General features: G+C 60.4%; 23 protein-coding genes. 7 read left to right on the top strand and 16 right to left on the bottom strand.

The window, feature by feature from the left end; genetic code table 11:
- Window positions 1-2 precede the first annotated feature (2 nt).
- The 10 genes from V8J84_RS05470 to V8J84_RS05425 are packed head-to-tail and all read right to left on the bottom strand — an operon-like array spanning window position 3 to window position 12,341.
- A complete protein-coding gene (locus tag V8J84_RS05470) occupies window positions 3-1,250 on the bottom strand; it encodes a cytochrome P450 (RefSeq protein ID WP_339928779.1) in 1,248 nt (415 codons plus the stop codon).
- A complete protein-coding gene (locus tag V8J84_RS05465; RefSeq protein ID WP_339928777.1) occupies window positions 1,247-2,362 on the bottom strand; it encodes a sulfotransferase family protein in 1,116 nt (371 codons plus the stop codon). The genes V8J84_RS05470 and V8J84_RS05465 overlap by 4 nt, the downstream gene beginning before the upstream one ends.
- The gene (locus V8J84_RS05460) at window positions 2,359-3,789 is read right to left on the bottom strand and encodes an AMP-binding protein (protein ID WP_339928775.1); all 1,431 of its coding nucleotides are present in this window, start codon (window positions 3,787-3,789) and stop codon (window positions 2,359-2,361) included. The genes V8J84_RS05465 and V8J84_RS05460 overlap by 4 nt, the downstream gene beginning before the upstream one ends.
- Window positions 3,782-4,618: a hypothetical protein gene (locus V8J84_RS05455; protein WP_339928773.1), complete on the bottom strand. Its 837-nt coding sequence runs from the start codon at window positions 4,616-4,618 to the stop codon at window positions 3,782-3,784. The genes V8J84_RS05460 and V8J84_RS05455 overlap by 8 nt, the downstream gene beginning before the upstream one ends.
- Entirely contained in the window at window positions 4,618-5,937 is a 1,320-nt protein-coding gene (locus V8J84_RS05450; protein WP_339928771.1) for a hypothetical protein, read from the bottom strand. Before V8J84_RS05450 ends, V8J84_RS05455 begins: the two co-directional genes overlap by 1 nt.
- Window positions 5,934-7,025, bottom strand: coding sequence for a DUF3419 family protein (locus V8J84_RS05445; protein WP_339928769.1), 1,092 nt, complete (start codon window positions 7,023-7,025; stop codon window positions 5,934-5,936). The genes V8J84_RS05450 and V8J84_RS05445 overlap by 4 nt, the downstream gene beginning before the upstream one ends.
- The gene (locus V8J84_RS05440; RefSeq protein ID WP_339928767.1) at window positions 7,015-9,429 is read right to left on the bottom strand and encodes a PEP/pyruvate-binding domain-containing protein; all 2,415 of its coding nucleotides are present in this window, start codon (window positions 9,427-9,429) and stop codon (window positions 7,015-7,017) included. Before V8J84_RS05440 ends, V8J84_RS05445 begins: the two co-directional genes overlap by 11 nt.
- Window positions 9,426-10,355 (bottom strand): UbiA family prenyltransferase, encoded by a 930-nt coding sequence (locus tag V8J84_RS05435; RefSeq protein ID WP_339928765.1) that lies wholly within the window; start codon window positions 10,353-10,355, stop codon window positions 9,426-9,428. The genes V8J84_RS05440 and V8J84_RS05435 overlap by 4 nt, the downstream gene beginning before the upstream one ends.
- The gene (locus V8J84_RS05430; protein ID WP_339928763.1) at window positions 10,352-11,602 is read right to left on the bottom strand and encodes a hydroxymethylglutaryl-CoA reductase; all 1,251 of its coding nucleotides are present in this window, start codon (window positions 11,600-11,602) and stop codon (window positions 10,352-10,354) included. The genes V8J84_RS05435 and V8J84_RS05430 overlap by 4 nt, the downstream gene beginning before the upstream one ends.
- A gap of 13 nt (window positions 11,603-11,615) precedes the next feature.
- Window positions 11,616-12,341 (bottom strand): GntR family transcriptional regulator, encoded by a 726-nt coding sequence (locus V8J84_RS05425; RefSeq protein ID WP_339928761.1) that lies wholly within the window; start codon window positions 12,339-12,341, stop codon window positions 11,616-11,618.
- A 203-nt stretch (window positions 12,342-12,544) separates the two neighbouring features.
- Between V8J84_RS05425 and V8J84_RS05420 the strand changes: the two genes are divergently transcribed.
- Window positions 12,545-13,375 carry a bifunctional allantoicase/(S)-ureidoglycine aminohydrolase gene (locus V8J84_RS05420; protein ID WP_339928759.1) on the top strand — a complete coding sequence of 277 codons (831 nt, stop codon included), beginning with the start codon at window positions 12,545-12,547 and terminating at the stop codon, window positions 13,373-13,375.
- On the opposite strand, the gene bhcR is transcribed toward V8J84_RS05420, so the two are convergent.
- The gene (bhcR, locus tag V8J84_RS05415; RefSeq protein ID WP_339928757.1) at window positions 13,365-14,198 is read right to left on the bottom strand and encodes an HTH-type transcriptional regulator BhcR; all 834 of its coding nucleotides are present in this window, start codon (window positions 14,196-14,198) and stop codon (window positions 13,365-13,367) included. The two genes, V8J84_RS05420 and bhcR, sit on opposite strands and share 11 nt — an antisense overlap.
- Before the next feature lie 171 nt (window positions 14,199-14,369).
- Between bhcR and bhcA the strand changes: the two genes are divergently transcribed.
- The 4 genes from bhcA to bhcD all read left to right on the top strand — a co-directional run bounded on the left by bhcA (window position 14,370) and on the right by bhcD (window position 18,806).
- Complete coding sequence (gene bhcA / locus V8J84_RS05410; RefSeq protein ID WP_339928755.1) at window positions 14,370-15,536, top strand: L-aspartate--glyoxylate aminotransferase BhcA; 1,167 nt, start codon at window positions 14,370-14,372, stop codon at window positions 15,534-15,536.
- 12 nt (window positions 15,537-15,548) lie between these two features.
- On the top strand, window positions 15,549-16,502 hold the full coding sequence (bhcB, locus tag V8J84_RS05405) for a beta-hydroxyaspartate dehydratase BhcB (RefSeq protein WP_339928753.1): 954 nt from the start codon (window positions 15,549-15,551) through the stop codon (window positions 16,500-16,502).
- Between the two features lie 62 nt (window positions 16,503-16,564).
- Entirely contained in the window at window positions 16,565-17,728 is a 1,164-nt protein-coding gene (bhcC, locus tag V8J84_RS05400; RefSeq protein ID WP_339928751.1) for a 3-hydroxy-D-aspartate aldolase BhcC, read from the top strand.
- A 112-nt stretch (window positions 17,729-17,840) separates the two neighbouring features.
- Window positions 17,841-18,806 (top strand): iminosuccinate reductase BhcD, encoded by a 966-nt coding sequence (gene bhcD / locus V8J84_RS05395; protein ID WP_339928749.1) that lies wholly within the window; start codon window positions 17,841-17,843, stop codon window positions 18,804-18,806.
- On the opposite strand, the gene V8J84_RS05390 is transcribed toward bhcD, so the two are convergent.
- From V8J84_RS05390 to puuE, 4 genes are all read right to left on the bottom strand, one after another.
- Window positions 18,803-19,549, bottom strand: coding sequence for a sulfite exporter TauE/SafE family protein (locus V8J84_RS05390; RefSeq protein WP_339928747.1), 747 nt, complete (start codon window positions 19,547-19,549; stop codon window positions 18,803-18,805). The genes bhcD and V8J84_RS05390 overlap by 4 nt on opposite strands.
- A gap of 88 nt (window positions 19,550-19,637) precedes the next feature.
- The gene (locus V8J84_RS05385) at window positions 19,638-20,963 is read right to left on the bottom strand and encodes a uracil-xanthine permease family protein (RefSeq protein WP_339928745.1); all 1,326 of its coding nucleotides are present in this window, start codon (window positions 20,961-20,963) and stop codon (window positions 19,638-19,640) included.
- 77 nt (window positions 20,964-21,040) lie between these two features.
- Window positions 21,041-21,526: an ureidoglycolate lyase gene (locus V8J84_RS05380; protein WP_339928743.1), complete on the bottom strand. Its 486-nt coding sequence runs from the start codon at window positions 21,524-21,526 to the stop codon at window positions 21,041-21,043.
- The gene (gene puuE, locus V8J84_RS05375; protein WP_339928741.1) at window positions 21,523-22,935 is read right to left on the bottom strand and encodes an allantoinase PuuE; all 1,413 of its coding nucleotides are present in this window, start codon (window positions 22,933-22,935) and stop codon (window positions 21,523-21,525) included. The genes V8J84_RS05380 and puuE overlap by 4 nt, the downstream gene beginning before the upstream one ends.
- Before the next feature lie 153 nt (window positions 22,936-23,088).
- On the opposite strand from puuE, the gene uraH reads away from it, so the two are divergent.
- Window positions 23,089-23,442, top strand: coding sequence for a hydroxyisourate hydrolase (gene uraH / locus V8J84_RS05370; RefSeq protein ID WP_339928739.1), 354 nt, complete (start codon window positions 23,089-23,091; stop codon window positions 23,440-23,442).
- On the opposite strand, the gene V8J84_RS05365 is transcribed toward uraH, so the two are convergent.
- Entirely contained in the window at window positions 23,439-24,347 is a 909-nt protein-coding gene (locus tag V8J84_RS05365) for a LysR family transcriptional regulator (RefSeq protein WP_339928737.1), read from the bottom strand. The genes uraH and V8J84_RS05365 overlap by 4 nt on opposite strands.
- Before the next feature lie 99 nt (window positions 24,348-24,446).
- Here V8J84_RS05365 and V8J84_RS05360 point away from each other — a divergent pair, with 99 nt between their 5' ends.
- On the top strand, window positions 24,447-25,679 hold the full coding sequence (locus tag V8J84_RS05360; RefSeq protein ID WP_339928735.1) for a urate hydroxylase PuuD: 1,233 nt from the start codon (window positions 24,447-24,449) through the stop codon (window positions 25,677-25,679).
- The last annotated feature ends 18 nt before the right edge of the window (window positions 25,680-25,697 follow it).

Genomic DNA, 25,697 nt, shown 5'->3' with positions numbered 1-25,697 from the left:
GCCTAGCGCCAGTCGGGCTGCATCCAAAGCGGGCCTTTATGGCGAAGCGTCATTCCGGGGTCCGGCTGCGCCGCCGTGGGGTCGACGGGCATAAGCGAGACATTGTCATGTAGCGCCGCAATGACCGCCTGCCCGATCCACTGCGCCAGATGCAGCCCGATACACCGATGCTGCCCCAGCCCGAACGGCAGATAGGCATGCCGGTGACGCCCCTGCGCCGCATCAGAATCAAAGCGCGACGGATCGAAAACGTCAGGCGCGGGAAAGACCGCATCATTGCGGTGCAGGAGGTAAGGCGAAATTAGCACATAGCTGCCCTTGGGAATGTCAAAATCGCCGATCGTGTCAGCCACGACCGCCCGCCGTTCGATAATCCAGATGGACGGATAAAGCCTGATGGTCTCTGCAAAAATCTGCTCTGGCGGGGCCTTTGCCGCCTCGGGATCAAGCCCGCAATGCCACATGGCCCACGCGAGCGCGTTCGCGGTTGTTTCGTGCCCCGCAAGCAGGAGCGTGACAACCGCGTCGCGCAACGCCTGATCGCTCAAGCCCGCATCGCCGCCCGACTGCATCAGCAGTTGTAGCACATCGTCCTGCGCGGTCCTGTCGTCGCGCCGTGACGCGATAATGTCCAGCACGATCCGGTCCACCTCTGCCAGCGCCTGCCGAAAGGCACGGCGATGAAAGCGGGGCGACAGGTTCGACAGATTAAGCGGCGCTTGGATCCGCCGCCACGTGTCGTCCAGAATGACGGCCAAGGCGGCCTCGATCCTTGCCGCCTGCACGTCCGCACCAAAAAGCAGCCGCGCCACGATCCGGCAGACCAGCGTCATCATCTCGTGCACCACATCCACAGGCCCGCCCTGCGTCCGCCAAATCGACAGCATCTGATCCGTCATCTGCGTGATCACGGGTGTGTAACGGCGCACCGCATTGGGTTGCAGCAACGGCTGGATCAGGGTGCGGTGCTGCGCCGCCTCGGGCCCTGCGGATAAAAGACTGGCACCGCAGGATTTGGCGATTTGCCCGACGCTACGGGTGCGTTTGTCATACCGATCCGCGTGGCGCGAAAGCACGTGCGCAATGGCATCAGGATCGTTCAGCAAATGCGCAATGATCGGGCCAAACCGCAGGCGAACGATATCGCCGTGCGTCTGAACAGAGCTTTGCAGAAGCCCGATGGGGTCGCGCTGGAATGCGGGCCAGACACCCGACACAAAACGCCCGCGCGGGCCTGGCGCGCGTGTCATTTCGGATAGCCCCACGTTTCAAAGCTGCGATGCCAGCGCCGCGCCACCAAAGCGCGATCATCCGGCGACAGCGTATCAAACCGGTTCTTTTGATAGCCTTCCAGCGTATCGACATAGGCCTGAAGCTGCGGCCGAAAGCTGTCAAAATTCTGCAGGCCCAGTGCATCATAAATGCCCCCCACTTGCCCAACCGGATCGGCAGTCAGATCGTCATAGCGCACCTCGTCGAAATGCCCCCGCGGGATCAAGTCACGGTCAGCAAAATACGCGTCGTACATCGCGGTGTAGCGGCGCAGGATACCCTCATCAATCGCGTCCAGATCGGGGCGCTGCATATAGGTGTACCAGCCCGCCGTGTCGAAAAAATGCCGCTGCGACTGAAACACGCGATAGGGGTCGCGGTGGATATGCACAAAGCGCGCGTCGGGAAACATCTCAAGCAACAGCTTGATGCGGGCGGTGTGTGGTGGCGATTTCATCACCAAAGGGCGCGAACAATTGAGCGACAGCTTTTTCACAAACGTCACAAAGGCGTCTTTCCAAGCAGTCCGCACATCAGGATCAGCATCCGCAAACGACAGATGTTTCTCGTAGTGGCCCATCCGGTCGGGAAAACTGGTGCCCAGATAAAGCGACGCGCCGGTCATCAGAAGCGGCGCAAATTCATCCTCCTGCGGGGATGCAAAGCTCATCGCCATATTGTCCATCGGACGGGTCGCGGGCAAAAGCCCCGCCATTAACCGAGATAGGGCGTTTTCGGTGGTCAAGAACGTCAGCGGGTTCACCACCTGATATGTATTGGGATAGTTGAACTGTGCGGTGTCCTGCGCCATCAGATCGTGCAGCAAGGTGGTTCCGCTGCGCCAGTGACCCAAGATGAACAGCGGCGGCGCAACGTCGCCCGCGCTGTCGATCTGTTTGCCAAAGCGCAGCCTCTCGATCCCCGCAAATGCCGAATTGCCAATGCTGGCTGCCGTGACAGCCGCGGCGCGGTGCAAATAGGCGGGCGAGATGCGAAAGCCGTTGGCCGCCAGCACCTTGCACCACATCCCGAAGGTGATCCCTGTCAGATAGTTATGGCCCAAAGACCACTTGTGCTTCAGCTTGCTCATCCCGCGACCCCCAACTGTTTGCGCAGGCGTTTAAGGTCGATCTTGGACCTGTGCCGCCTGTCCATCGGCAGCGATGCGCAGTGCCGGACGTCAGTTATGCCAAAGGCAGCCGCTGCAGTTACCCAGTCAGGCAATCGGGCGACCTGCCCCGCAATCGCGAGGATGCCGCCGCCGGATGTCGGCACCAAAGCCGCCGCATCAACGCCGGGCCAAAGGCGTGCCGCCGTCTCGATCGCAAAGGGATAAAGCGGGCCTTGATCTGTTTGCACAGCCGAACCGTGACGCCCCAACAGCCACAGGCGCCCCTGATCGTCCAGATAGCCCGCGTCGCCTGTCCGGTGCCAAATCGTGTCGCCATCCCGCACCTTGTTTTCCGCGTTATGCGCGGGATCAAGATAGCCCGCATTCACGTGATCCCCTGCCACCTGAATTTCATCATCCACGATCCGCACCGCGACCGCAGGGACCGGCGCACCCGCCAGCAAGCCTGCGCCTCCTTGCATCGCCGTCACGTCTTTTGCGGTCATCGTCGCAGTTTCCAGATGGGCAATCGGCTCGGCCTCGGTAGATCCGTAAACAGCCGTGACACCAAGCTGACCATCATGCGTCAGACGCGCCACCAGATCGGGGAACACCGGCCCGCCGCCTGTGAAAAGCGTATGAAGTCCGCGCGGCACGTCCCCGTTGACCAGCGTTTCGCACAACGCAGGGGGCAGCAACGCACGGGTCGCGCCAGTGCTGTCCATCCATGCGGTCAACCGATGCGGAGTAACCCGATCAAGCTGCGACATTTTCCAGTTCGGCAAAATCGACGTGCGCCCTGCCGCCAGATTGATCAGCACAAAAACAGGAAACGCGACCAGATCACGCTCGGCCTTGGCACTTTGCAACAGCGGGGCCACCGCATCGTGTTGCGCCATCAGAAATCCGTGGCTGCGCGGGATCGCCTTGGGCTTGCCGGTACTGCCGGATGTGAAAGAGATCAGCGCGAGGTCTTCTGCATTGACCTTTCCGACGCCGACGCCACCGCCCCCAGTTTGTTGCGGCGTAAACAGCGGCACACGCCACAGAGCAGGCAGAAGCTTCAGCGCGCGATACCCGCCACTTGCACAAATGCCCGTCACCCCCGCCGTCGCAATCGCATTGCGCAGGCCGGCAAGGCCCATCGCAGGTTCCGGCAGCACCGCGACAGCCCCCAGACTCCAGATCGCGGCAAGGCTGGCATAAAGATCGGGACCAATCGGCATCGCGATCAGAATGCGGTCCCCCTGCCCCATGCCGCGCGACGCCCACGCAGCAGCAAGCGCCCGCGCACGCGCATCAAGCTGATCAAAACTGATGTCGCGGCCATCAGCATCCACCAGCGCCGTGTCCGGCCCATGGGCCGCGACAGCTTGTGCAAAGGCAGTGAGCAGCGTGTCAGTCAAGCGACCGGCCCATCAATGCATAGCGCCGGAACACATGTGCGTTGTTCATGCCTGACCGGATTGCCGACAGGTTGTCATCATGCATCAGCGCATGGATCGCCGTTTTAAAGCCCATCGCGCGCGCCGTGTCATAAAACCGCGACGACAGGGCGTGACCCGCCCCTTTGGTCAGACTTGCATAGGTCTTGAGGATCACAGACGCGGGCTGCGGACCTTCGGCGTAGTTTGGCATGCCAAACAGGAAACCCTTCAGATCGCCCTGCGCATCGCGCGCGAAAAGGATCAGGTCAGGCTTCAGCATCGGCACGAACGGCATATACATGGCCAGAAAATCGGGCAGGCTGATGTCCTTGTAAAACGGATTGCCCGCAAAGGCCTGGCACGACAACGCATGCACCTGCGCGAACAAAGCCTCTGGCGCGGTGCCATCCCATGCCATGATCGAAAACGCATCATTCGGGCCGGGCGTGGTGACCGGAATATCCGAGAGCGCCACGGCGGCTGAAAAGTAGCTGCTAATTGGCGTGAAGCCTGCTCGCGCGAATGCCTCCAGATCCTGCGGCTTGCTTGTGGGCTCCATCAGGAATGGCGCGGACCCGTCGCCTTCGGTGACAAGGCGATAACTGTGCCACGTATCGCCCTCCATCGGGCCGATCAGCCCCTGCGCACCTGCCGCCTTGGCGACAGTGGCGGCCTGTTCGATAACAGCCACACCATCAGCGGCAGTGTCGCATTTCAGCTTGGCAATCGCCATCGTGCGCCGCCCGTCCCAGTCGGGGGCATCGGGATAAAGCATCAGTCGCGCATCGCCGTGGATGATTTCCTGCATCATACCGCCCCTGCCAGATAAACCTGATAGGCATAGGTTGCGGCAGGCACAGCCCCGGTGACAAGGGTCATCCGCGCCGCACGATGATCCGCAAACAGCCCGCGCCCAAGGATCGCAGCGCCCAGCGCCACAAGCGCACCAGCCACGCAGATCATCTGCATGTCACCCGCCCAGGCGATCACCACTCCATTGCGCGGGATCAGCCACATATAGACGATGAGCAACACCAAGGCCGTGGCCAGACCAGCCGCCATTTGGGCTACGTGGCTGCGCATGGCCAGCACGGTCAACCCCACTGAAAGCCCAACCGCGTGAACCGCGTAGAAGCCAAGCGCATTCAGCCCCGTCAACAGCCCGACCGACAGCCATGCGAAACTGGCAAGGGCAAGGGCCGCGACGATATCAAGCTCTGGATAGGCCGCTTTGCAGGGGTTCGTGCGCCGCGACAAAGCGTGGGCCACAAAGACCAGCAGCGGCAGCACCGTATTTTGCAGCGCCGTCACCGACAGCAGCATAAACGCCGAGATGACATAGACGCGGGCCGCATGCTTCGTCAGCCCAAGGCGCGGGGCGGCGGCAAGGAACACAAGAATAGCCAACGCAAACAGCGCCATAATCACCAGCAACGTGGCAGGCGGGCTGTTCATATGGCTTTCCAAAAACACCATGATGCCCGCGGGCAGGAAAAAGTTGTCAAACCCGCGCCAGCTGTCGGCCTCGACCAACGTGCCAAAGGCCGCGACGATCAGCGCCAGCAAGATGACGTTCCCGCGTCCCACATCAGATAGCAGAAGTAGACAGACCATCGACGCGATCAGCGCAATCAGGAAAAACGCGACAGAGCCTTCGATGCTCTTTTGCCCCTCCTCGATCGTGAAGAACCGGCGGCCATAATGGCTTCCGGTCAGGGCGGCAGCGGCATCGGCCAGCGTCAGGATCGCGATGGGCAGGATATAGAGCAGCGCATTGCCGTTCGACAAAAGGAACACCGTGCCGACCGCCAGCGCCAGAAGGATATCACCATAGGATTGCCGTTCGACACCGTGCAGCGTTTCACCAATCCCGCCCTTGGCAAAGCGCGGCAGGCGCAACACGACCATCACGGCAAGCGTCAGGCCCACGAGCATAAACACCGGCCACCGATCCCAGAACAGCCACGGCAGCGTCATCGCATAAAGCCCCGTGCCGATATGCACCAGCTTGCGCTGCACCTCTGCGTTCAGACCCCAGCGGGCCGCGTAGTGGCGCACAACCACCATCAGCCCCAGCAGCACCGCGACCGATGCCACCGCAATCGCGATTTGCAGCGCCGCGTTCATTGCACCTCTTCGATCACAAAATCCGAATAGAAGAACGCCTTGTCCTGTCCCTTCAGGTCATTCTCTTTCGCGGTCAACGTTTTGACCTTTCCCGCGCAAGCATCAGGCACACGGCGCGGGGCCATCATGTTCCAATAGACCAGCCGCGCTTGCGGGTTGGCCGCTGAAAGGATGCTGCCATAGACCTGCGCAAACACATCCGGCGACATGTATTCAAAGATGTCGGACAGGTTGAACCCGTCCGCCTTTTCCCCCGCGCCGATGAACGCCTCCAACGATCCAAGGCGGATGTCCAATCGGTCCAGACGGCTGCGGATCACATCGTAATGCTCTTCGCGCCACGTCATTGGCAGGGCATCGCCATGCGTGCCCTTCATGATCCAGTGCAAATAGGGGTTTTCGGCGGGGTCCAGCGTGATCGCCGCGTGCCTGATCCGGCGCGTGACGTGATCGGCCACAGACCCTTCGACGTGGTCAAAGAATGCCTTATCGCGCCCCATCCGGCCCATCATGAACCGCGAGAAGAAGACGTTCAGCAGCAGCTTCCAGCGCCAAGTCTCGAAGCGATCATGCAGGAAGTCGGCACGCTCCTCCGGCGGGCGGCTCACGAATATGTCGTCGATGGTTTTGCGCGAATGGGCGAGCGGAAGAAGCCGCGTGCGAAAGATGCGGAAATAGCGTTCAAACTTGCCAGCACCGCCAGCGCCATGTGCCTCGACCAAGGGACGCAGGTCACGCCAGAATGCCGCTGTCTCGGTATCGACCTCGGCCAAGGCGCGGTCCAGCAGTGGCCCTCGCGCACCAGACCGCGCGCCCATGAGGATCAAAAACTCCGCGTGGTTCAGCGCTTTCATCGCGCCAATCCGCAAGTGCAGGCACGCAATCTGCGCGGGCGACAAATCGACCACAACCACCCGTGCGGGATCGAGCGTCAGCATCGCCAGCGCGTTGTCCCCCGCCGAACAGATCGACACCAGCGTCTTGCCCGCCTCCTGTGGCAGCGCGGCACAAAGCACGTCCGCATCCTCCCACAATTGGGCATAGCGGATGTGGTCGAAATTCGCCTTACCCGCGATCTCAGACGTCATTCTTGCGCACCTCGCCCGTGGCCCCGTTCACCTGCAACTCCTCGCCGTCCTGCACCCAAAGCGTGGCGTCTTTGAGGCCGACAACACACGGGATACCCAATTCGCGTGCGACGATGGCCGAATGTGACAAAAGCGACCCGCGTTCCACGACGACGGCCGATGCGTTGGAAAACACCGCGATCCAGCCCGGATCGGTGTGGCGCGCGACAAGGATGTCCCCCGGCGCCAACCTTTCGGTGCGCGGGTCGCGGATCACGCGGGCGCGGGCTGTCACCGTGCCAGCGGAACAGCCGGTGCCTTGGCGGGTCTGGCCGGTTTGCGGGGCCGCTTCTTTCGTTGCGGTCGGCGCGTAAATCGCGGGGCCACGGATTTCGATCCGTTCCGCCGGATCATCACGCTTGGCCGATGCCGCGTCCTGCGCCTGCCGCATGGCCACAATAGATTTCAGGTCGGGCGAGAGGCCAAACCCCTCGACCGCGCCCAGCACCTCGGTCGTTGTCAGGTGGAACACATCACGCGGCGCGTCCAGCAGATCACGCGCGGCAAACTCGCGGCCCAGCGCAAGGAAGACCTGCCGCGCGTGGCCAAAGATTCGCGTCCGCTCAAAGCGCAGGTTTTCGCGGTCGCGCACGCGGGCCTTTGTCCAGCGGATGATATGCTTGGCGATGATGCGTCGGACAGGATTTTTGGGAAACAGCGTAGCCCAGTCGGGATCGTTCGCCGCATTATGCGTCACCGCAGGCCGCTGCGCATGGGCTAAGACCGCGTAGATCAGTTGCGACGGGTCGTCGGTCAGCGGGATTGATTCCAGCTTTAGCTCTTCCGTGCAGCGGTCCCCAAATTTCGCCAGATAGCTGTAATACTCGGCCTTCAGATCAGGATGATCGTCCAGCGCCGCGACAAACCCGTCCGCCTCCAGACCGTCCGGCACCATCGCACCCATCTTGGCAATGCGCTGCGCAGGTTCGGCAGACACGATATCGCCCTGCCCGATCATCACATCGTTATGCAGCGTCAGCCCGTCCGCACCCAGCCACTTTTCCAGCATGTTCCGCGACGCGCCAAAGGCGATCATGCACAAAAAGTCATTGACCAGCGGCGCGTCCCAGCGATCCAGCAGCGTGCTTTCAATCTGGCGATATTCGGCCGCCAGTTGCGTTGGGGTGGCGGTCTCAAGGTCCAGATCAGAGTTCAGCGCCGCGTTCAGCCGCGCATAAAACCCACGCCGCGTCGCGGGCAGACGGATCGCGGACCAAAGCAGACGTAGGCCAACATAGCCCACACGACCATATTCGCGCACCTTTGCCAGACCGTTCAGATCGTCAGGTCCAATCACGCTGGTGATCTCGTCCGGCATCGGCTCTGACACGCCCATCATCGTTTCCATGTAAGAGCGGTTCAGCGCAAAGCCCGGCAGCAGCGCCAAGGCGCGATACCAGTTCACAAGGTTGTAGTAGACCCGCCCGTCAAGTCGCCCCAACATGTTGTCAAACACGGCCCCGTTGGCCGCAATCGTGGCATCTGGCACGCCCAAAAGGCCCACAAACGCGCGATAGACACGCGCGTACACATGCACGGCAAAGGAATAGGTCAGCGGGCTGACCATGCCCGGATAGCTTTCCACGATGTTGGAATTATCAAAGATTGTCAGCGCCTGATCGTCGTTGGCCGCTGGGCGCAGCGCCGTCGTGATAGGTCGCGCTTGCAGGATGTGCAGACCATCCGCATCTATCGCCCATTCGATATCCTGCGGCGAGCCGAAATGCGCCTCGGCGCGGCGGGCCAGATCGGCGATGGCATCGACCTGCGCAGCGGTCAGGATCGGATCGTCCGGCGCCTCTTCCCCCACGATCCATGTCTGCCCGTCCACCTCGCCAGAGACAAGCGCATCGCCCAGCCCCGCAACGGCGGAGATCACGACCACCCCACGGCGGCCCGACACAGGATCAGCAGAAAACGCGACACCGGAAAACGCGGCCTCAATCATGCACTGCACGACAATGGCGGGGGCCTGCGCCTCACCGCCGGATTTGACCGCACGGTAGGTGGCGACCGTGTCGGAAAAACCCGATTGCCAGACCTGTTTTGCAGCCGCCAACACCTCGCTGCCAGCGACATTCAAAACGCTGTCAAACTGCCCCGCGTGGGAATGATCCGCGCCGTCTTCCGCCTGACCTGACGACCGGACTGCATAGGGACCATCGCCCAGTGCCTTCAGTGCCTTTGCCAGCGCGGGTTTTAGCCCTGCCTGCGCCACTGGCCCTGTTTTACCAGCACGAAAGGCATCCGGCGCGATCACAAAAAAGGCAGGTGGCTGGAAACCGGCAAGGCGAAGCTGTTCCAGGCTAGCGGCCTTGCCACCGACCTGCGCCGGATCGGTCACGCCGGTGTTGATGAATGTCACAGGATCAACGGGACAAAGCCCGCCGTGGCATAACAAAAGAATACCCACAGACCGGCGGCGGCATCGATCCGCTTTTCGTTGGTTTTGCTGGGGTCCGCGCCATAGGCCCGTGCCACAAACGCGGCCAAGCCCGCACCAATCAGCGCCAGAATGGTCACGGCGATAAAGTCTCCGGTTGCAATCCCCACGCCGATTAACAGCACCGTAGACAGCGCAAGAAGCCCCTGCCAGATCAGGCTGACCTGCGCGGGCCCCCAAAGCCCCGAATAGGTTTCAACGCCGACACGCTCGCTTTGAGGTGCCAGCATCTTGCGTCCGATCTCAAGCAGGCACCCGTTCACGAATGATAGCGCGATAAACAGCCACAGGGCCGGATGCGGCCCGCCATGGGGCAGCCATTCAATGCCCGTCAGCATGATATCAAGCAGCGGCATGATGGCCATATGGCTGAGCAGGTAAGCAATCGGTCGCGCCTTGAGCCAGCGCGGCACACCAAATTCCAGTGTCATCAAAAACAGCCACAACCACACCAAAAGCAGCAGCCAGATCAGCCCCGCGCCGTAAAGAAGCGCGATAATGATCGCCAGAAACAGTGTTCCGACCCCCAGTGTGACGATCAGGCGAAGCGTGACGATCCCGCGCGGGATCGCGCGTTCGGGGCGGAACAGACGATCGTCCTCAACGTCCTTGATCTCGTCGGCGACACGCATCTGGAAGAACACCAGAAACGCAAGGCAGAAGCCTGTGACGTAAGCCCCAAAACCCGGCACCGCGCGATCAGCCAAGACCGCCGATATGGTAATGGACGCAGCCGAAAACACCGCCAGCAATGGGACAGTCTTGAATAACGGGAACCGCTCGACCTGATACAGCCAGAGCCGTTTGGACAGCTTCATTTTGCGTTCGTTGAGGTGGAAATCTGTCATCTGTGTCGCGCCAGTTTTTCATGTGCATTCGTAAAGTCGCCCGCCGCGATGGCCGCAACAATGGATATTTCACCGCAAAGGCAAAGGGCCGCTGTGACCTCGGCCAGTGCCGGACCGTGGCCTGTGCCTTGCAACCCCATGATCCCAAGGCCCGCGCTTTGGCTGGGCAACCCCGTGCCGCCGCCTACCGACCCGACAAGGATATTGGGCATCGTGACCGAGCAGAATAAATCCTCGCCCCGCCGCTCCATCCGCGTGAAGCCCACGGCGCTTTCAGCTACGCAGGCTGCATCCTGTCCGGTTGCGATGTATAGGGCAGCCAGCCCGTTGGCGTAATGCGCCTGCGCGCCCATCTGTCCTGACAGAAGCGATCCCAGATTGGCCACGCGGCCATAGTCCAGCATCGCATCGACCGTCGTACCAAGGCATTTTGCAACGACATCGCCCGATAGCGTTACTGAGGCCGACACTTTGCGGCCCCGTCCTGTCAGCAACCCCAAGGCAGAGGCTTTCTTATCGCCCGAAAAGTTGCCCTCGATATACCAGCGGTCGATCAGCACGTCACACTGCGCTGCGATCTCCTCGCATAGCGCGTGGGTCGCAATCGTCACCATGTTCTGACCGGATGCGTCGCCGGTGCGATAGCGGCAGATCAGGAACACCACATTGTTATCCAGTATCGGCTCTATCGAAACCAGCGTGCCGTGGCGGGTCGTGGCCTCTGCCGCGGATTTGAGCCGCTCGACGTTTTCAACCACCCATTCCACAAACAGGCCCGCCGTGATCAATTTATCAAAGACAAAGGCTGGCGTGCGAATGACCCCCTCGTAAAGCACCGCCGTGCTGATCCCGCCTGCCTTTGACGCGGCATAGGCCCCCCGCCCGTAGGACGCGACAAGCGCGGCCTCGGTTGTGGCAAGCGGCACGTGATAATCCCCCGATGCATTCAGCCCGTTGATCCGCAGAGGACCGATGACACCCACAGGCACCTTCACCGTGCCGATAAAATTTTCGATGTTCGGGCTGTAGGTGGCGGCCTGCCGGATCGTCTCGGGGTCCGCAATGGGGGTCGGATCACCGCCCAACCGCGTCCAATAGGCGGCGATGCTGCGCGGCGTGGCGTTGCGCACCGGCCTAAGCGTGCGAAACTTTGTGTCCCGACGCTCCATCTGCTGCGCCAGACCGATTTTAGTGTAACGATCGCGCAGGCGGCGCATCATTTCGGTGATGTGAAACGGGATAATCATTGCAGGTGATATTTCAAATCTGGTGAAACCTGTGTTTGTCCAGCAGGCCAAGGATCATGTCTTTTGCATGGGTCCGGTGGGCATGGTGAATGGACCGCGCACTGGCCCCGTCGCCTGCTGCAATGGCATCATAGACACCACGATGATCGTCGCAGGATTTCACCGGTGCTGGCCGCATATGCAGCGTAAGTGCGCGCGCGCGCCGCACCTGATCCACCATCATCCCCACGATGCCAATGACCCGCGAATTGCCACCAAGCCGAACCAGTTCAGCGTGGAACCTGTCATCTGCCGCAGCCCAGGCAACCCTGTCATCATCGTCCAGAGCTGCCTGCATTTCACTGATTGAAGCAGCAAGCTCCGCCAGATCATCTTTCGTGTAGCCTGCCTGTGCCGCGCGTTCGGCTGACAGGCTCTCCAGCTCGGTCAGCACATCGTAAACATCGCGCATATCAGCAGGTGACAAAGCCAGCACGCGCAACCCCTTGCGCGGGCGCATTTCTACCAACCCCTGCGCCTCAAGCATCAACCCCGCCTCGCGCACAGGTGTGCGGGACATGCCAAGACGGTCGGCCAATTCGCTTTCCAGATGGTCGGTGCCAGCGCCAAGCTCACCCGCAAAGATCATCGCACGCAGTTCTGCCACGGCGCGTTGGGTGTTCGATTGCGGTTTTCGACTGCCATCCATGCCGCGCGCCCCCATGATTTTGCATTCAAGTGCTGCTGTGGGTTCAACCATAACCAATCCGACGCATTTGACTACCTGTCGCTGCATCTTTCAGCACATTGCCAAGCCTGCCCGAAATCGCGGCATTTATCCGCGTTCGATGCCAAATTCATCCGCATTATCAAAGCATCCCGAAAGGTCCTGTTGCGGTTATGCGGGTGGCCCGTCTGCGCATCGCCACACATACTCAAGGCTCTTTTATTCAGGACGATCATATGGCGCCTTCATACTATGCCCCGCGTGGCGGACACCCCGGTCAAGACCAGTTGCTGACCGATCGCGCGATCTTCACAGATGCCTATGCGGTGATCCCCAAAGGGACGATGCGCGATATCGTCACCAGTTTTCTGCCGTTCTGGGATGACACGCGCCTTTGGGTCATTGCCCGCCCGATGACCGGATTTGCCGAAACCTTTTCGCATTACATCATGGAAGTGGCAGCGGGCGGCGGGTCTGACAGGCCGGAAACGGACGCCACGGCGCAGGACGTGCTGTTTGTCGTTGAGGGCACAATCGCGGTCACGGTTGACGGGACAACGCATAACCTTGCGCCGGGCGGGTATGCCTATCTGCCAGCCGGAACCGATTGGACGCTGCGCAACACATCGGGCGAAACCGCGCGGTTCCACTGGATCCGCAAAGCCTTTGAGGCGGTCGACGGCCTTGATCGCCCCGACGTGATCATTGCCAACGAACAGGATATCGCGCCCACTGTGATGCCCGGTACGGATGGCAAGTGGGGCACCACACGCTTTGTCGATCCGGCTGATCTGCGCCATGATATGCACGTCACCATTGTTACCTTTGAACCGGGCGCGGTGATCCCGTTTCTGGAAACGCATGTGATGGAACACGGGCTTTATGTGCTCGAAGGCAAAGCCGCCTACCGGCTGAATTCCGACTGGGTCGAGGTCGAGGCAGGCGACTACATGTGGCTGCGCGCCTTTTGCCCGCAGGCCTGTTACGCGGGCGGGCCGGGAAAATTTCGCTATCTGCTGTATAAGGACGTGAACCGCCACATGGGGCTGCGTCCGCTCACGCGCTAGTGCTGCCCCCTATCGCGTGGGTCAGCTCGGCGGCGGCGTCTTTGACGTGTTCGCTGAACCGCGCCACGTCATCCGGCCCAACCCGCGACACCGGACCTGACACCGAAATGCCTGCCACGGCCTCTTGATGACTGTCAAAAATCGGGGCGGCGATACAGCGCATGCCAAGGTTGCGCTCTTCCCCGTCGATGGCAAAACCGCGCGCGCGTGTGCGGGTAAGGTCCGCGGTTAGTGCATCAGGCGAGGTGAGCGTGAATTTAGTGAAATCTTCCAGCGTGCGCCCGTCCATCCACCGCGCAAACCTGTCTTCATCCATCTGCGCAAGCAACGCCTTACCGATCCCCGACGCATGCATTTCAGACAGCGTGCCAGGCGGAAAAAACGCACGGATCGACGCATGGGTTTCGACCTGACTGACAAACATCACGCGTCCGTCCTGCGCGATCCCAAGGTTCGCCGTCTCACCGGTGGCTTCCATCAGACGCCGCATGATCGGCCGCGCCCGTTCGACCAGCCCTGTGCGGCGCAAAAAACGCGCGCCAATGACAAACGCCTGCGGCCCGATGTGCCAAAGCTGCTCGTGCGGATCGAATTCGACCAACCCGCGCCCCTCTAGCGTCACAAGGATGCGATAGACGGTGGCTGGCGACTGGTCCATCTCATCGGCAATGGTGGTCAGCGCCTTGCCTTGCGCCGCACTCAGATATTCGAAAACCTGCATCGCCCGATCCAGCGACTTGATCGTGTTCTGGGCCGTTTTGTCGTGCCAATCCCTTGGCCGTCCGCGTGCGCGACGCGCTGTCTGGGTCGGATTATCGCTCATGTCGCATTCCAAAAACACAAAACTGAAAATTGCATTCACAATGTGAAAAATCCAAACACCTGTAAAGAAACAATTTTCCCGTCTACTCCCACTTTGAAAAATAATTTCAAAAAAATTTCCAAAGGCAACACCCCCCGTTACACCTCCATCCATACCGAGGAGGACACCGTCATGAGCTTTCAGAACCCTGTATTCATTCCCGGCCCGACAAATATCCCCGAGGCGCTGCGCAAAGCCTGTGACATGCCCACCATCGATCACCGCTCGCCGCTGTTTGGGGATATCCTGAACCCCGTGCTGGCCGGTATCCGTCAGGTTTTGAAGTCCGACAGCGCGCATGTGTTTGTGTTCCCTTCCACCGGAACCGGCGGCTGGGAGACGGCGCTGACCAACACGCTCTCGGAAGGTGACAAGATCCTCGCGGCCCGCAACGGTATGTTCAGCCACCGTTGGATTGACATGTGCCAGCGTCACAAGCTGGACGTCGAAATCGTGGAAACGCCTTGGGGCCACGGGCTGCCAGCGGATAAATACAAAGAAATCCTGAAGGCCGACACAGACCACAGCATCAAAGCCGTGCTCGCCACCCACAACGAAACCGCGACGGGCGTGAAATCCGATATTGCGGCGGTGCGGGCCGCGCTGGACGCCGCAGGGCACCCTGCGATGCTGTTTGTCGATGGCGTGTCCTCAATCGGATCGATGGACTTTCGCATGGACGACTGGGGCGTGGATGTCGCTGTGACCGGCTCGCAAAAAGGGTTCATGCTGCCTGCCGGACTGGCCATCGTCGGGTTTTCAGACAAAGCCTATGCCGCGACAGATACGGCCCGACTGCCGCGCACGTTCTTTGATATCCGCGATATGGAAAAGGGATATGCCGCCAACGCGTTTCCCTACACGCCTCCCGTTGGGTTGATGAACGGCCTCAAGATGTCGCTTGATATGATCGCGGCAGAGGGGTTGGAGAACGTCTTTGCCCGCCACACCCGCATCGCCACCGGCGTGCGCCATGCGGTGGACGCGTGGGGCATGCAGCTGTGCGCCGCATCGCCCGATATCTACTCCGATAGCGTTTCGGCGATCCGGACGCCCGCAGGCTTCAATGCCACAGATATCGTGACCGTTGCGGCCGAAAAATATGGTATGGCCTTTGGTGTCGGGCTGGGAGAGGTCGCCGGCAAGGTGTTCCGCATCGGTCACCTCGGCATGCTGACGGATGCGATGATGCTCTCGGGTCTGGGCGTCGCCGAGATGGTGATGAAAGACCTTGGTCTGGACATCAAGCTGGGGTCCGGCGTGGGCGCCGCGCAAGAATTCTACCGCTTTGGATCGTAAGGAGGCATCGCAATGGATATCCCCACCTATCAGGACATGCTTGACGCGCACGAACGGATCAAGCCGCATATCAACCGCACACCGATTCGCACCTCTGCCTATCTGAACGAGCTTGTCGGGGCCGAGCTGTTTTTCAAATGCGAAAACTTTCAAGAACCCGGCGCATTCAAAGTGCGCGGTGCGTCCAACGCTGTGTTCGGGCTCAGCGATGCGCAGGCCCGCAACGGGGTTGCTACGCATTCGTCCGGCAACCACGCGTCTTGCCTGTCCTATGCCGCGATGCGCCGTGGCATCCCGTGCAATGTCGTGATGCCGCGCACCGCCCCTCAGGCCAAAAAGGACACGGTGCGCCGCTACGGCGGGGTGATTACCGAATGTGAACCGTCGACCACATCGCGCGAGGAAACCTTTGCAAAAGTGCAGGCCGAAACCGGCGGCGATTTTGTGCACCCCTATAACGATCCGCGGGTGATTGCGGGGCAAGGCACCTGTTCGAAAGAGTTCATGGAACAGGTAGACGGGCTAGACATGATGGTCGCACCCATCGGTGGCGGCGGCATGATCTCCGGCACCTGCCTCACGCTGTCGACACTGGCCCCCGAGGTGCAGATCATCGCCTCAGAGCCGGAACAGGCCGACGACGCCTACCGCAGCTTTAAGGCGGGTCACATCATCGCCGATGATGCGCCCAAGACCATCGCCGACGGGCTCCTGGTGCCGCTGAAAGAGCGGACATGGCACTTTGTGTCCAACCACGTCACCGACATCCTGACTGCGTCCGAGGACGAGATTATCGACGCGATGAAACTGTCGTGGAAACATCTTCGCATGGTGATCGAGGCCAGCTGTGCCGTGCCCATGGCCACGATCCTCAAGAACAAAGAGATGTTCGCAGGCAAGCGCGTCGGCGTCATCATTACGGGCGGCAATGTCGATCTGGACACGCTGCCGTGGCTGACGCCCTAGCGCACACCGACACACCCAATTCAGGGCGGCGCGACCGCCCGCAATACAAACGGAGAGATGCAATGAAAGACCTGACATCATTTGACGACTTCGAAGTGGGCTACGACATTCCCGCCAAGCCCGGCATGGACGAGGCTGACATCCAGACGCCTTGTCTTGTGCTGGATCTGGACGCGCTGGAGCGGAACATCAAAAAGATGGGCGACTACGCCAAATCCCACGGGATGCGCCACCGTGTGCACGGCAAAATGCACAAGTCTGTTGATGTGGCAAAGTTGCAGGAAGACCTCGGCGGGGCTGTGGGTGTGTGCTGCCAAAAGGTGTCAGAGGCGGAAGTTTTCGCGCGCGGCGGCATCAAAGATGTGATGGTGTCCAATCAGGTGACGGCCCCCGATAAAATCGACCGTCTGGCCCGCCTGCCCAAGCTGGGCGCACGCGCGCTGTGCTGCGTGGATGACCCAGATAACGTGGCCGATCTTTCTGCCGCAGCCGTCAAGCACGGCACACAAATCGAATGTCTGGTCGAGATTGACTGTGGCGCGGGCCGCTGCGGCGTCACGACCACGGAAGATGTGGTCAAGATTGCCAAGATGATCGACGCGGCGGATGGCCTGAAGTTCGCAGGCATTCAGGCCTATCAGGGCGCGATGCAGCATCTGGACAGCTATGATGAACGCCAATCCAAAACGCAGATCGCCATTGATCAGGTGAAAGATGCGCTGGCAGGTCTGAAGGATGCCGGTCTTTCGTGCGATATCGTCGGCGGCGGCGGCACGGGATCGTATTATTTTGAAAGCAACTCGGGCGTTTTCAACGAATTGCAGTGCGGGTCATATGCCTTCATGGATGCCGACTATGGCCGTATTCTGGACAAGGACGGCAACCGGATCGACGAGAATGAATGGGAAAACGCGCTTTTCATCATGACAACCGTAATGAGCCACGCCAAAGCCGACAAAGCGATTGTTGATGCCGGCCTCAAGGCGCAGTCCGTAGATAGCGGCCTGCCGACTGTGTTTGGCCGCGATGATGTTGAATACGTCAAATGCTCTGACGAACATGGGGTGGTGATGGACCCCGACGGTGTTTTGAAGGTGAATGACACGCTCAAACTGGTGCCGGGCCACTGCGATCCGACCTGCAACGTGCACGACTGGTATGTGGGCGTGCGGGACGGCAAGGTTGAAACCGTCTGGCCTGTATCCGCCCGCGGCAAGGCCTACTGAGCAAATGGTTTCGCCCCTTGTCGGGGCGATCCACCGGGGGGCTAGCCCCCCGGACCCCCCAGAGTATTTCCGGCAAAATGATACATGAGCGCCGGACAAAGGAGTGACACAGATGCACATCGTCCCCGAGCGCGACATTCCCGATCTTCTGACACGCGAGGCGTCATTTGATGCTGTCGAAAACGTCTTTGCGGCGATGGCGGCGGGGGATGCCTATAACTTTCCTGTCGTGCGCGAGGCGATTGGCCACGAAGATGCGTTATACGGGTTCAAGGGCGGCTTTGATGGCAAGGGCATGGTGTTGGGCCTGAAGGCCGGTGGCTATTGGCCCAATAATCTTGAAAAGCGCCAGCTGATCAATCACCAGTCCACGGTCTTTCTGTTTGATCCTGACACCGGCAAGGTCGCGGCGATGGTGGGCGGCAACTACCTGACCGCACTGCGCACCGCGGCGGCGTCATCGGTGTCGATCAAACATCTGGCACGCAAAGATGCCAAGGTCATGGGGATGGTCGGGGCGGGGCATCAGGCCACGTTCCAGCTGCGTGCCGCGTTGGAGCAGCGGGAGTTTGAAAAGGTGATCGGCTGGAACTACCACCCCGATATGCTGCCCAATATCGCAAACGTCGCGCAAGAGGCCGGTGTCCCGTTTGAGGCCGTGCCGCTGGAACGGATGGTCGAGGCGGACGTGGTCATTTCCATCACATCCACATTTGCGCCATCCATCATGGCCGATCACATTGCACCCGGCACGCATCTGGCGTGCATGGGCACCGACACGAAGGGCAAGCAAGAGGTCGAGGCTGCATTGCTGGCGCGCGCCACGGTCTTTACTGACGAGGTTGCGCAATCGGTCAGCATCGGTGAGGCGCAGCATGCAGTGGGTGCAGGGATGATCGCGCAAAGCGACGTGCACCAGATTGGCGCGGTCATCAACGGCGCGCATCCGGGCCGGACATCCGATGATGAGATCACGATTTTCGACGGCACAGGTGTGGGGCTACAGGATCTGGCCGTGGCGGCAAGGATTGTCGATATGGCGATCAAGGCCGGAACGGCAATCGAGGTGGATTTCTAGAACAGGCGGATCAGAAACACCGCGCTCATCCCGAAACCGATGGCGGCAATCAGCAGGCGCAGGGCGTGTTTGGGGATCATCCGCGCCAGTGGTGCGCCCACAAATCCGCCAGCGGTGGCTGCCACCATCATGGCAAGCGCCTGAGGCCACGCGACCAGCCCTGCGATAGCAAAGACCGCGACCGAAATCGTTGACAGCACAAACGACAGCCCGTTTTTCAAGCCGTTCATCCGGTGAAGATCGGTCATGCCCCACAGCGCAAAAAGCGCCAGCAGCACGATCCCCAGCCCGCCGTTGAAATAACCGCCATAGATGCTCACCATGAAAAGTCCGGCAGCGCCGTAGGGCGTCACGGCGCTGTTACGGGCGGCGGCCCATGCGCGGATGCGGTCACCAAACAGAAAGATCAGCGTGGCCGCCAGCAACAGGACCGGCACGATCAGGCTGAACGCGCGATCTGACGATACCAGCAACAGCAGGCTTCCGGTTGCAGCGCCCGCAAGCGTCACAAGTGTCAAACGCAGCAAGAGCGCGCGGTCAAAGCTGCGCATCTCGGGCAAGAAGCCCAAGGCCCCGCTGGCATAGCCGGGAAAGACCGCCACGGCGCTTGTCGCGTTGGCAATGACGGGCGGCACGCCTGTGAAGATAAGCGCAGGTAAGGTGAGGAACGTGCCGCCACCCGCCACCGTATTCAGCGCACCCGCCGCAAAGGCTGCGACGATCAGGATAAGAAGATCAATCATATGGATGCCTTGCACGAGAAAAGGGCGGACCGAAAATGGCCCGCCCCTTCCTATGTTCTTTTCGATCGCTCAAAACAACGCGAACCGCTTAGTGCGCGGGGGCGACGTCGTCTTCTGGCAGGACAAGGTTCAGCACAATCGCCATCAGCGCAGTTGGCGCAACGGCGGACGTGGCCAGAACCTTTACCACGCCGGGCAGGTACTGCACGGCTGTCGGCACAAGGTTCAGCCCCAGACCAAAGGCCAGCGAAACGGCGATGATCACCATGTTGCGGCGGGTCATGTTGACCTCGGTCAGCATGTTTAGACCAGCCGAGGCCACCATGCCGAACATCACGATCACACCACCGCCCAGAACAGGCAACGGCATGGAGGCGATGACAGCACCAACCTTGGGCACAAGGCCGCAGACGATCATGATCAGACCGGCGATTGTCACCACGTGGCGGCTCATGATGCCGGTCATGCCGACGATGCCGACGTTCTGGCTGAACGAAGTATTGGGCAGACCACCAAAGACGCCCGCAACAGCAGTGCCCAGACCGTCGGCATAGGTCGCACCTGCAATCTCTTGGTCAGTGGCCTCACGCTGGGCACCGGCCTTGGCTGTGGCGGATGCGTCGCCCACGGTTTCAATCGCAGAGACGATGGATACCAGAGTGACGGCGATCACCGCGCCAAGGTTGAACTCGAACCCGTAGGGCAGCGCCTGGATCGACGTGATCCAGGATGCACCTGCGACCGCGCCAAAGCTGACCATGCCCAGCACCCACGCCAGCGCGTAGCCAGCCAGCAGACCGATCAGGATTGCTGCGTTGGACAGCGCGCCTTTTGTGAAGAATTTGAGCACCAGCGACACGATGATCACGGTCAGCGCGACCGACCAGTGCATTAGCGAGCCAAAGCTTTCGGCGGCCATCTGGAAATCAGCGGCACCACCGGCGGCGTATTTGATCGCAACAGGGATCAGATACAGACCGATCGCAAGGATCACGAGGCCGATGACAAGCGGTGGAAACAAGAACCGCAGCTTGTCGATGAACGCGCCAAGGATGAAGTGCACAACACCGCCGATGATGCAGGCGGTCAGTGCCACGCCCAGACCCATCGTCGCGGCAATGCCTGCCAGCACGCCCACAAAGGCAAAGCTGGTGCCCTGCATAATCGGCAAGCGTGCGCCAACAGGGCCGATGCCAACGGTTTGGAACAGTGTCGCAACACCGGCAAACAGCATCGCCATCTGGATCAGGTAAATCTGCTCGGGCCCGCCAAAAGCAAGGCCAGCGGCGCCTGCCACGATGATGGAAGGTGTTACGTTTGATGCGAACATCGCCAGAACGTGTTGCAGGCCAAGCGGCACGGCCTGCGTGATCGGCGGCGTCGTATTCGGATCGCTATAGGTCATATCTGTCATTGTCGTTAAGTCCCCGTTTGTCTGTCATTTGCCAGTCTTGGTGCTGGTCTGTGGTGGTTTGGTTTGGTTTGGTTTGGTCAGTGAGTGATCTGGAACGGATTATCGAACCAGTGTTCTTGCAAATTCGGACCCTCTCCGATCCGGTCTACAACTGCGAAAAGGCCGGGCGACGCCAGCGGCGTCAGCACTCCGTGCCATGTATTGCGGTGGTAATTCACGCCCTGCCCCGGTGCCGTGATAAAAGCTTGCGGGTCGTGCGGCGCGCCGTCCTTGTCAGCGGCCACAACCACAACAAAAGGATCAGCGGTCATCGGGATGAAGGCCTGACTGCCCTCAGGGTGCCGTTCCATCATATCAAGCGTGATCGGAAGGCTACGTGCCTCGGACTGGAACAGGCTGATCCCGGCCCGACCGTCTGCAAAATCCATCGCGGCACGATCATGAAACCGGCCACACAGGCCTTGGTTGATGATCTTGTCAGGCGCGCCAGCGATTTCAAGCACATCGCCAAAGGGGGCAAATGCATCCGCCGAGAGCGGCCTGAGGATCAATGTCCGCGTCATCCGCCCAGCTTGTCCAGGAGGCGCAACTCCGCGATCCGCTCGACCTGTTTGCAGGCGGTGGCAAATTCGGTAGCACTGTCATTGGCGATCCGGCGCTGGAAGGCCTCAAGGATCGACGCCTTGTCGTTGTCTTTGACGGCGATGATGAACGGGAACCCGTGGCGCGCGACGTATTGCGCGTTGAGGTCCTGAAATGTCGTGCGTTCGGCGTCTGTCAGCAGGTCCAGCCCTGCGCCTGCCTGCTCTGACGTGCTGTCGGCGGTCAGTTTGCCTGCGGCGGCCAGCTTGCCCGCAAGATCAGGGTGGGCATTCAGCACCCCAAGCCGTTCCTCGTCCGATGCGCTGCGGAATACGCGGCACAATGCCTGATGCACGCCGCGTGCGGTGTCATGTGTCGGCCCCAGATCAAGCGCGTGCGCCCGCTCGGCGATCCACGGGCTATGCTCAAAAATGCCGCCAAATTCAGCAACAAAGGTATCGCAATCCATCTGGCAAGGCCGCTGCCCCTTGGGCGCGGGATGCGCTTGCGCCCAATGGTCGGCAATCTGTTCACGGGTGGCAAACCATACGCCGTCGTGCCCGCGCATATAGTCCAGCACGCGCTTCAATGCCGCCGCGCGCCCCGGACGCCCCATGATCCGGCAATGCAGACCAATGGACATCATCTTGGGCGCGCCTGCCTGCCCTTCAGCATACAGCACATCAAAGCTATCGCGCAGATAGCTTTCAAACTGGTCACCGGTGGTGAAGCCCGCCTGAATGCCGAACCGCATATCGTTGCAATCCATCGTGTAGGGCACGATCAGCTGGTCATTATCGCGGAACTGCATCCAATAGGGCAGATCGTCGGCGTAACTGTCAGCGACATAGGCAAACTGCCCCGTTTCAGCGACCAGCCGCACGGTATTGTTGGAACACCGCCCCGTGTACCAACCGCGTGGCGCTGCGCCTGTGATTTCAGTGTGCAGGCGGATCGCCTCGGCGATTTGCGCGCGCTCTTCGTCCTCGGGCATGTCCTTGTGTTCGACCCACTTCAGCCCGTGGCTGGCGATCTCCCACGCGGCGGCCTGCATCGCTGCAACCTGTTCAGGTGCGCGCGCAAGTGCTGTTGCCACGCCGTAAACAGTGACAGGCAGGTCTGCCATCATCCGGTAAAGCCGCCAGAACCCTGCACGCGATCCGTATTCGTAGATCGATTCCATATTCCAGTGCCGCATCCCCGGCCACGGCTGCGCGCCGGTGATCTCGGACAAAAACGCCTCTGACGCGGCATCACCATGCAAGATATTGTTTTCGCCGCCTTCTTCGTAGTTCAACACGATCTGAACGGCGATCTTTGCCCCGTCCGGCCAGTTGGCCGCAGGCGGGGTTGCACCATATCCGGTCATGTCACGAGGGTAGCGCGGCACGGCGATCTCCTTTTGGGTCGGCTATCAGTAATCCAAAACAATGGCTTTGTTTTTCAAATAATAGACGAAACAGCCTTTTGTCCGGTCTGCTTTGCACGCAATGTGACCTTAAGGCTATGCAATCGGCAGTTTGATCACAAAGGAGGCGATGCCATGACCGGCTATCTGACTACACATGTTCTGGATACGGCACGCGGCTGCCCTGCTGCCGGACTGAAAATCGCGCTCTATAAACTGGACGGTGACACCCGCAGCTTGCTGATCACACTGACCACCAACGACGATGGCCGCACGGATGAACAAATCCTGCCCGCCGACAAGTTCGAGATCGGCACCTACGAGCTGGAATTTCACGCAGGCGCATATCTGGATGCGATTGGCACCCCGCCCGAGGATCCCCGTTTTCTGGATGTGATCCCGATCCGCTTTGGCATGTCAGAGGCCGCGCACTACCACGTGCCGTTGCTGCTGTCGCCGTTCGGATATTCCACCTATCGCGGCAGCTAGACCTCGCGCACGGCGGCGCTGATCCGGTCGATCACATAATCCATGAAAAGCCGCGTTTTAGGGTCCTGCCGTTTGCGGTGGGTGAAAAGACAGGCCATCTGGATCGGTTCCGGTGGCGTCTGGCTTGCCACCGCCACAAGACGGCCCGCTTTCAGGTGATCGGCCACTTCAAACAGCGGTTTTAGGGCAATCCCCTGCCCCGTCAGCGCCCAGTCGGTCAGCACATCGCCGTCATCGGATTCGTAACGCCCCGTCACACGGTATTTGCGCGGCCCCTCGGGCGTTGTCAGCCGCCACTGGAACTCTGTCGCGCCCGGAAACCGCAGGTTGAGACATTCGTGATTATGGGCAATCAGATCATCGCCGGATGCGGGGTTGCCACGGTCTGCGATATAATCGGGCGACGCGCATAATACGCGCTCCACGTCCGCGATCTTGCGCATCCGCAGGTTGCTGTCCTCGGGCTGGCCCAGAAAAAACGCGAGATCAAGCCCCTCGGTTGTCAAATCAACGCGCCTGTCGGTCAAACGCAGCCGCACGCTGACTTCGGGATATTGTTCCAGAAATCCGGGCACCAGCGGCGCGATCAGTCTGCGCCCCACGCCAAGCGGGGCCGCCACATAAAGCGCGCCTTTGGGATTTTCGGTGATATTGACGACCTGCGCCTCGGCGTTGTCGACAGATTCAAGAATACCGCAGGCCCCGCCGTAAAAGGCTTTGCCCTGTTCGGTCGGCGTCAGGCTGCGCGTGGTGCGCTGGAACAGGCGGACGCTCAGGTGGTCCTCAAGCTGGGAAATCCGCGATGACGTCACCGCCGGCGAAATTCGCAAATCGCGCCCCGCCGCCGACATGCTGCCAAGCTCGTACACACGCACAAAGGTGCGGATATTATCCAGATACGACATTCTTCTGCATTTTTTGAGACTGCTTGACCATACAACATAATAGCCGAACAATCATCTTTCGCCTAGTCTGAACAGCGACGCCGGATAAGGGACTGCATCATGTATGATATGGCTATTTTATGGGACTGGATCGCGTTTTCGGTCCGCTGGCTGCACGTCATTACCGCGATGGCTTGGATCGGTGCGTCTTTCTATTTCATCGCGCTTGACCTGATGCTGAAACCCAACGCCGCCCTGCCCGAAGGCGCATCCGGCGAAGAATGGGAGGTCCACGGCGGCGGGTTCTATCACACTGTCAAATACATGGTCGCCCCCGCACGGATGCCAGAGCATCTGACATGGCACAAATGGCAAAGCTACAGCACGTGGTTGTCAGGTGCTGCACTATTGATGATCATCTACTGGGTAGGCGGCGAGATTTACTTGCTCGACCCGACCAAAGCTGACTTATCGCTCTGGCAGGGTATCGCGATTTCCGCCGGATCGTTGACCATCGGCTGGCTGGCCTACGACGCGATGTGCAAATCGCCGCTGGCCGATCGTCCGACCCTTCTGATGCTGCTTTTGTTTGTGGTTCTTGTCGTGATGTCGTGGGGCTATAACCAGATTTTCACAGGCCGCGCGGCGCTGCTGCACTTGGGCGCGTTCACCGCGACGATCATGACCGCCAACGTATTTTTCCAGATCATGCCGAACCAGCGGATCGTTGTGGCCGACCTCAAGGCGGGCCGCACGCCGGACGCAAAATACGGCAAGATCGCCAAGGTGCGGTCGACGCATAACAACTATCTCACCCTGCCCGTCGTGTTCCTGATGCTGTCCAACCACTACCCGCTCGCGTTTGGGACGACCTATGCGTGGGTCATCGCGTCGTTGATCTTTCTGACCGGTGTCACCATCCGCCACTATTTCAACACAATGCACAAAACCGGCAGCGGCCCGCATTGGACGTGGGCGGTGACGGTCCTGCTGATGATCGTGATCGCATGGCTGTCCACATTTTCGGACACGGGCGACGCTGCTGTCGCAGACGGCCGCGATCTGACACCTTATGAACAACAGTTCGCGGATGCCGCAGGCTTTGACGCGGCTTACAACACTGTCATCGGCAACTGCTCCATGTGCCACGCCAGAGAGCCGTTCTGGGACGGTATCAGGTGGGCGCCCAAGGGCGTCTATCTGGAAACCCAAAGCGATGTCGCCCGCCACGCCGAACAGATTTACCTGCAAGCAGGCCGCAGCCACGCCATGCCGCCACCCAATGCCATCCAGATGGACCCGGCGGCACGTGCCACCCTTGTTGACTGGATCCGCAACGCCCGCGAGGGCTGATCCACACACCAATCATCA

The organism is Yoonia sp. 208BN28-4 (genome assembly GCF_037543925.1).
In the GTDB taxonomy this organism is placed as follows: Bacteria; Pseudomonadota; Alphaproteobacteria; order Rhodobacterales; family Rhodobacteraceae; genus Yoonia.
The sequence above is the reverse complement of the archived record's forward strand: the minus strand, read 5'-3'. Positions and strand labels throughout refer to the sequence as shown.

Bases quoted from the DNA above. Each gene is read 5' to 3' on its own strand.
- bhcC (WP_339928751.1), top strand. From the start codon at position 16,565: ATGAAAGACCTGACATCATTTGACGACTTCGAAGTGGGCTACGACATT.
- bhcR (WP_339928757.1), bottom strand. From the start codon at position 14,198: ATGAGCGATAATCCGACCCAGACAGCGCGTCGCGCACGCGGACGGCCA.
- V8J84_RS05390 (WP_339928747.1), bottom strand. From the start codon at position 19,549: ATGATTGATCTTCTTATCCTGATCGTCGCAGCCTTTGCGGCGGGTGCG.
- V8J84_RS05385 (WP_339928745.1), bottom strand. From the start codon at position 20,963: ATGACAGATATGACCTATAGCGATCCGAATACGACGCCGCCGATCACG.
- bhcD (WP_339928749.1), top strand. From the start codon at position 17,841: ATGCACATCGTCCCCGAGCGCGACATTCCCGATCTTCTGACACGCGAG.
- V8J84_RS05430 (WP_339928763.1), bottom strand. From the start codon at position 11,602: ATGATTATCCCGTTTCACATCACCGAAATGATGCGCCGCCTGCGCGAT.
- V8J84_RS05470 (WP_339928779.1), bottom strand. From the start codon at position 1,250: ATGACACGCGCGCCAGGCCCGCGCGGGCGTTTTGTGTCGGGTGTCTGG.
- V8J84_RS05450 (WP_339928771.1), bottom strand. From the start codon at position 5,937: ATGAACGCGGCGCTGCAAATCGCGATTGCGGTGGCATCGGTCGCGGTG.
- V8J84_RS05455 (WP_339928773.1), bottom strand. From the start codon at position 4,618: ATGCAGGAAATCATCCACGGCGATGCGCGACTGATGCTTTATCCCGAT.
- V8J84_RS05380 (WP_339928743.1), bottom strand. From the start codon at position 21,526: ATGACGCGGACATTGATCCTCAGGCCGCTCTCGGCGGATGCATTTGCC.
- uraH (WP_339928739.1), top strand. From the start codon at position 23,089: ATGACCGGCTATCTGACTACACATGTTCTGGATACGGCACGCGGCTGC.
- V8J84_RS05425 (WP_339928761.1), bottom strand. From the start codon at position 12,341: ATGGTTGAACCCACAGCAGCACTTGAATGCAAAATCATGGGGGCGCGC.
- V8J84_RS05420 (WP_339928759.1), top strand. From the start codon at position 12,545: ATGGCGCCTTCATACTATGCCCCGCGTGGCGGACACCCCGGTCAAGAC.
- V8J84_RS05360 (WP_339928735.1), top strand. From the start codon at position 24,447: ATGTATGATATGGCTATTTTATGGGACTGGATCGCGTTTTCGGTCCGC.
- V8J84_RS05445 (WP_339928769.1), bottom strand. From the start codon at position 7,025: ATGACGTCTGAGATCGCGGGTAAGGCGAATTTCGACCACATCCGCTAT.
- bhcB (WP_339928753.1), top strand. From the start codon at position 15,549: ATGGATATCCCCACCTATCAGGACATGCTTGACGCGCACGAACGGATC.
- bhcA (WP_339928755.1), top strand. From the start codon at position 14,370: ATGAGCTTTCAGAACCCTGTATTCATTCCCGGCCCGACAAATATCCCC.
- V8J84_RS05365 (WP_339928737.1), bottom strand. From the start codon at position 24,347: ATGTCGTATCTGGATAATATCCGCACCTTTGTGCGTGTGTACGAGCTT.
- V8J84_RS05465 (WP_339928777.1), bottom strand. From the start codon at position 2,362: ATGAGCAAGCTGAAGCACAAGTGGTCTTTGGGCCATAACTATCTGACA.
- V8J84_RS05435 (WP_339928765.1), bottom strand. From the start codon at position 10,355: ATGACAGATTTCCACCTCAACGAACGCAAAATGAAGCTGTCCAAACGG.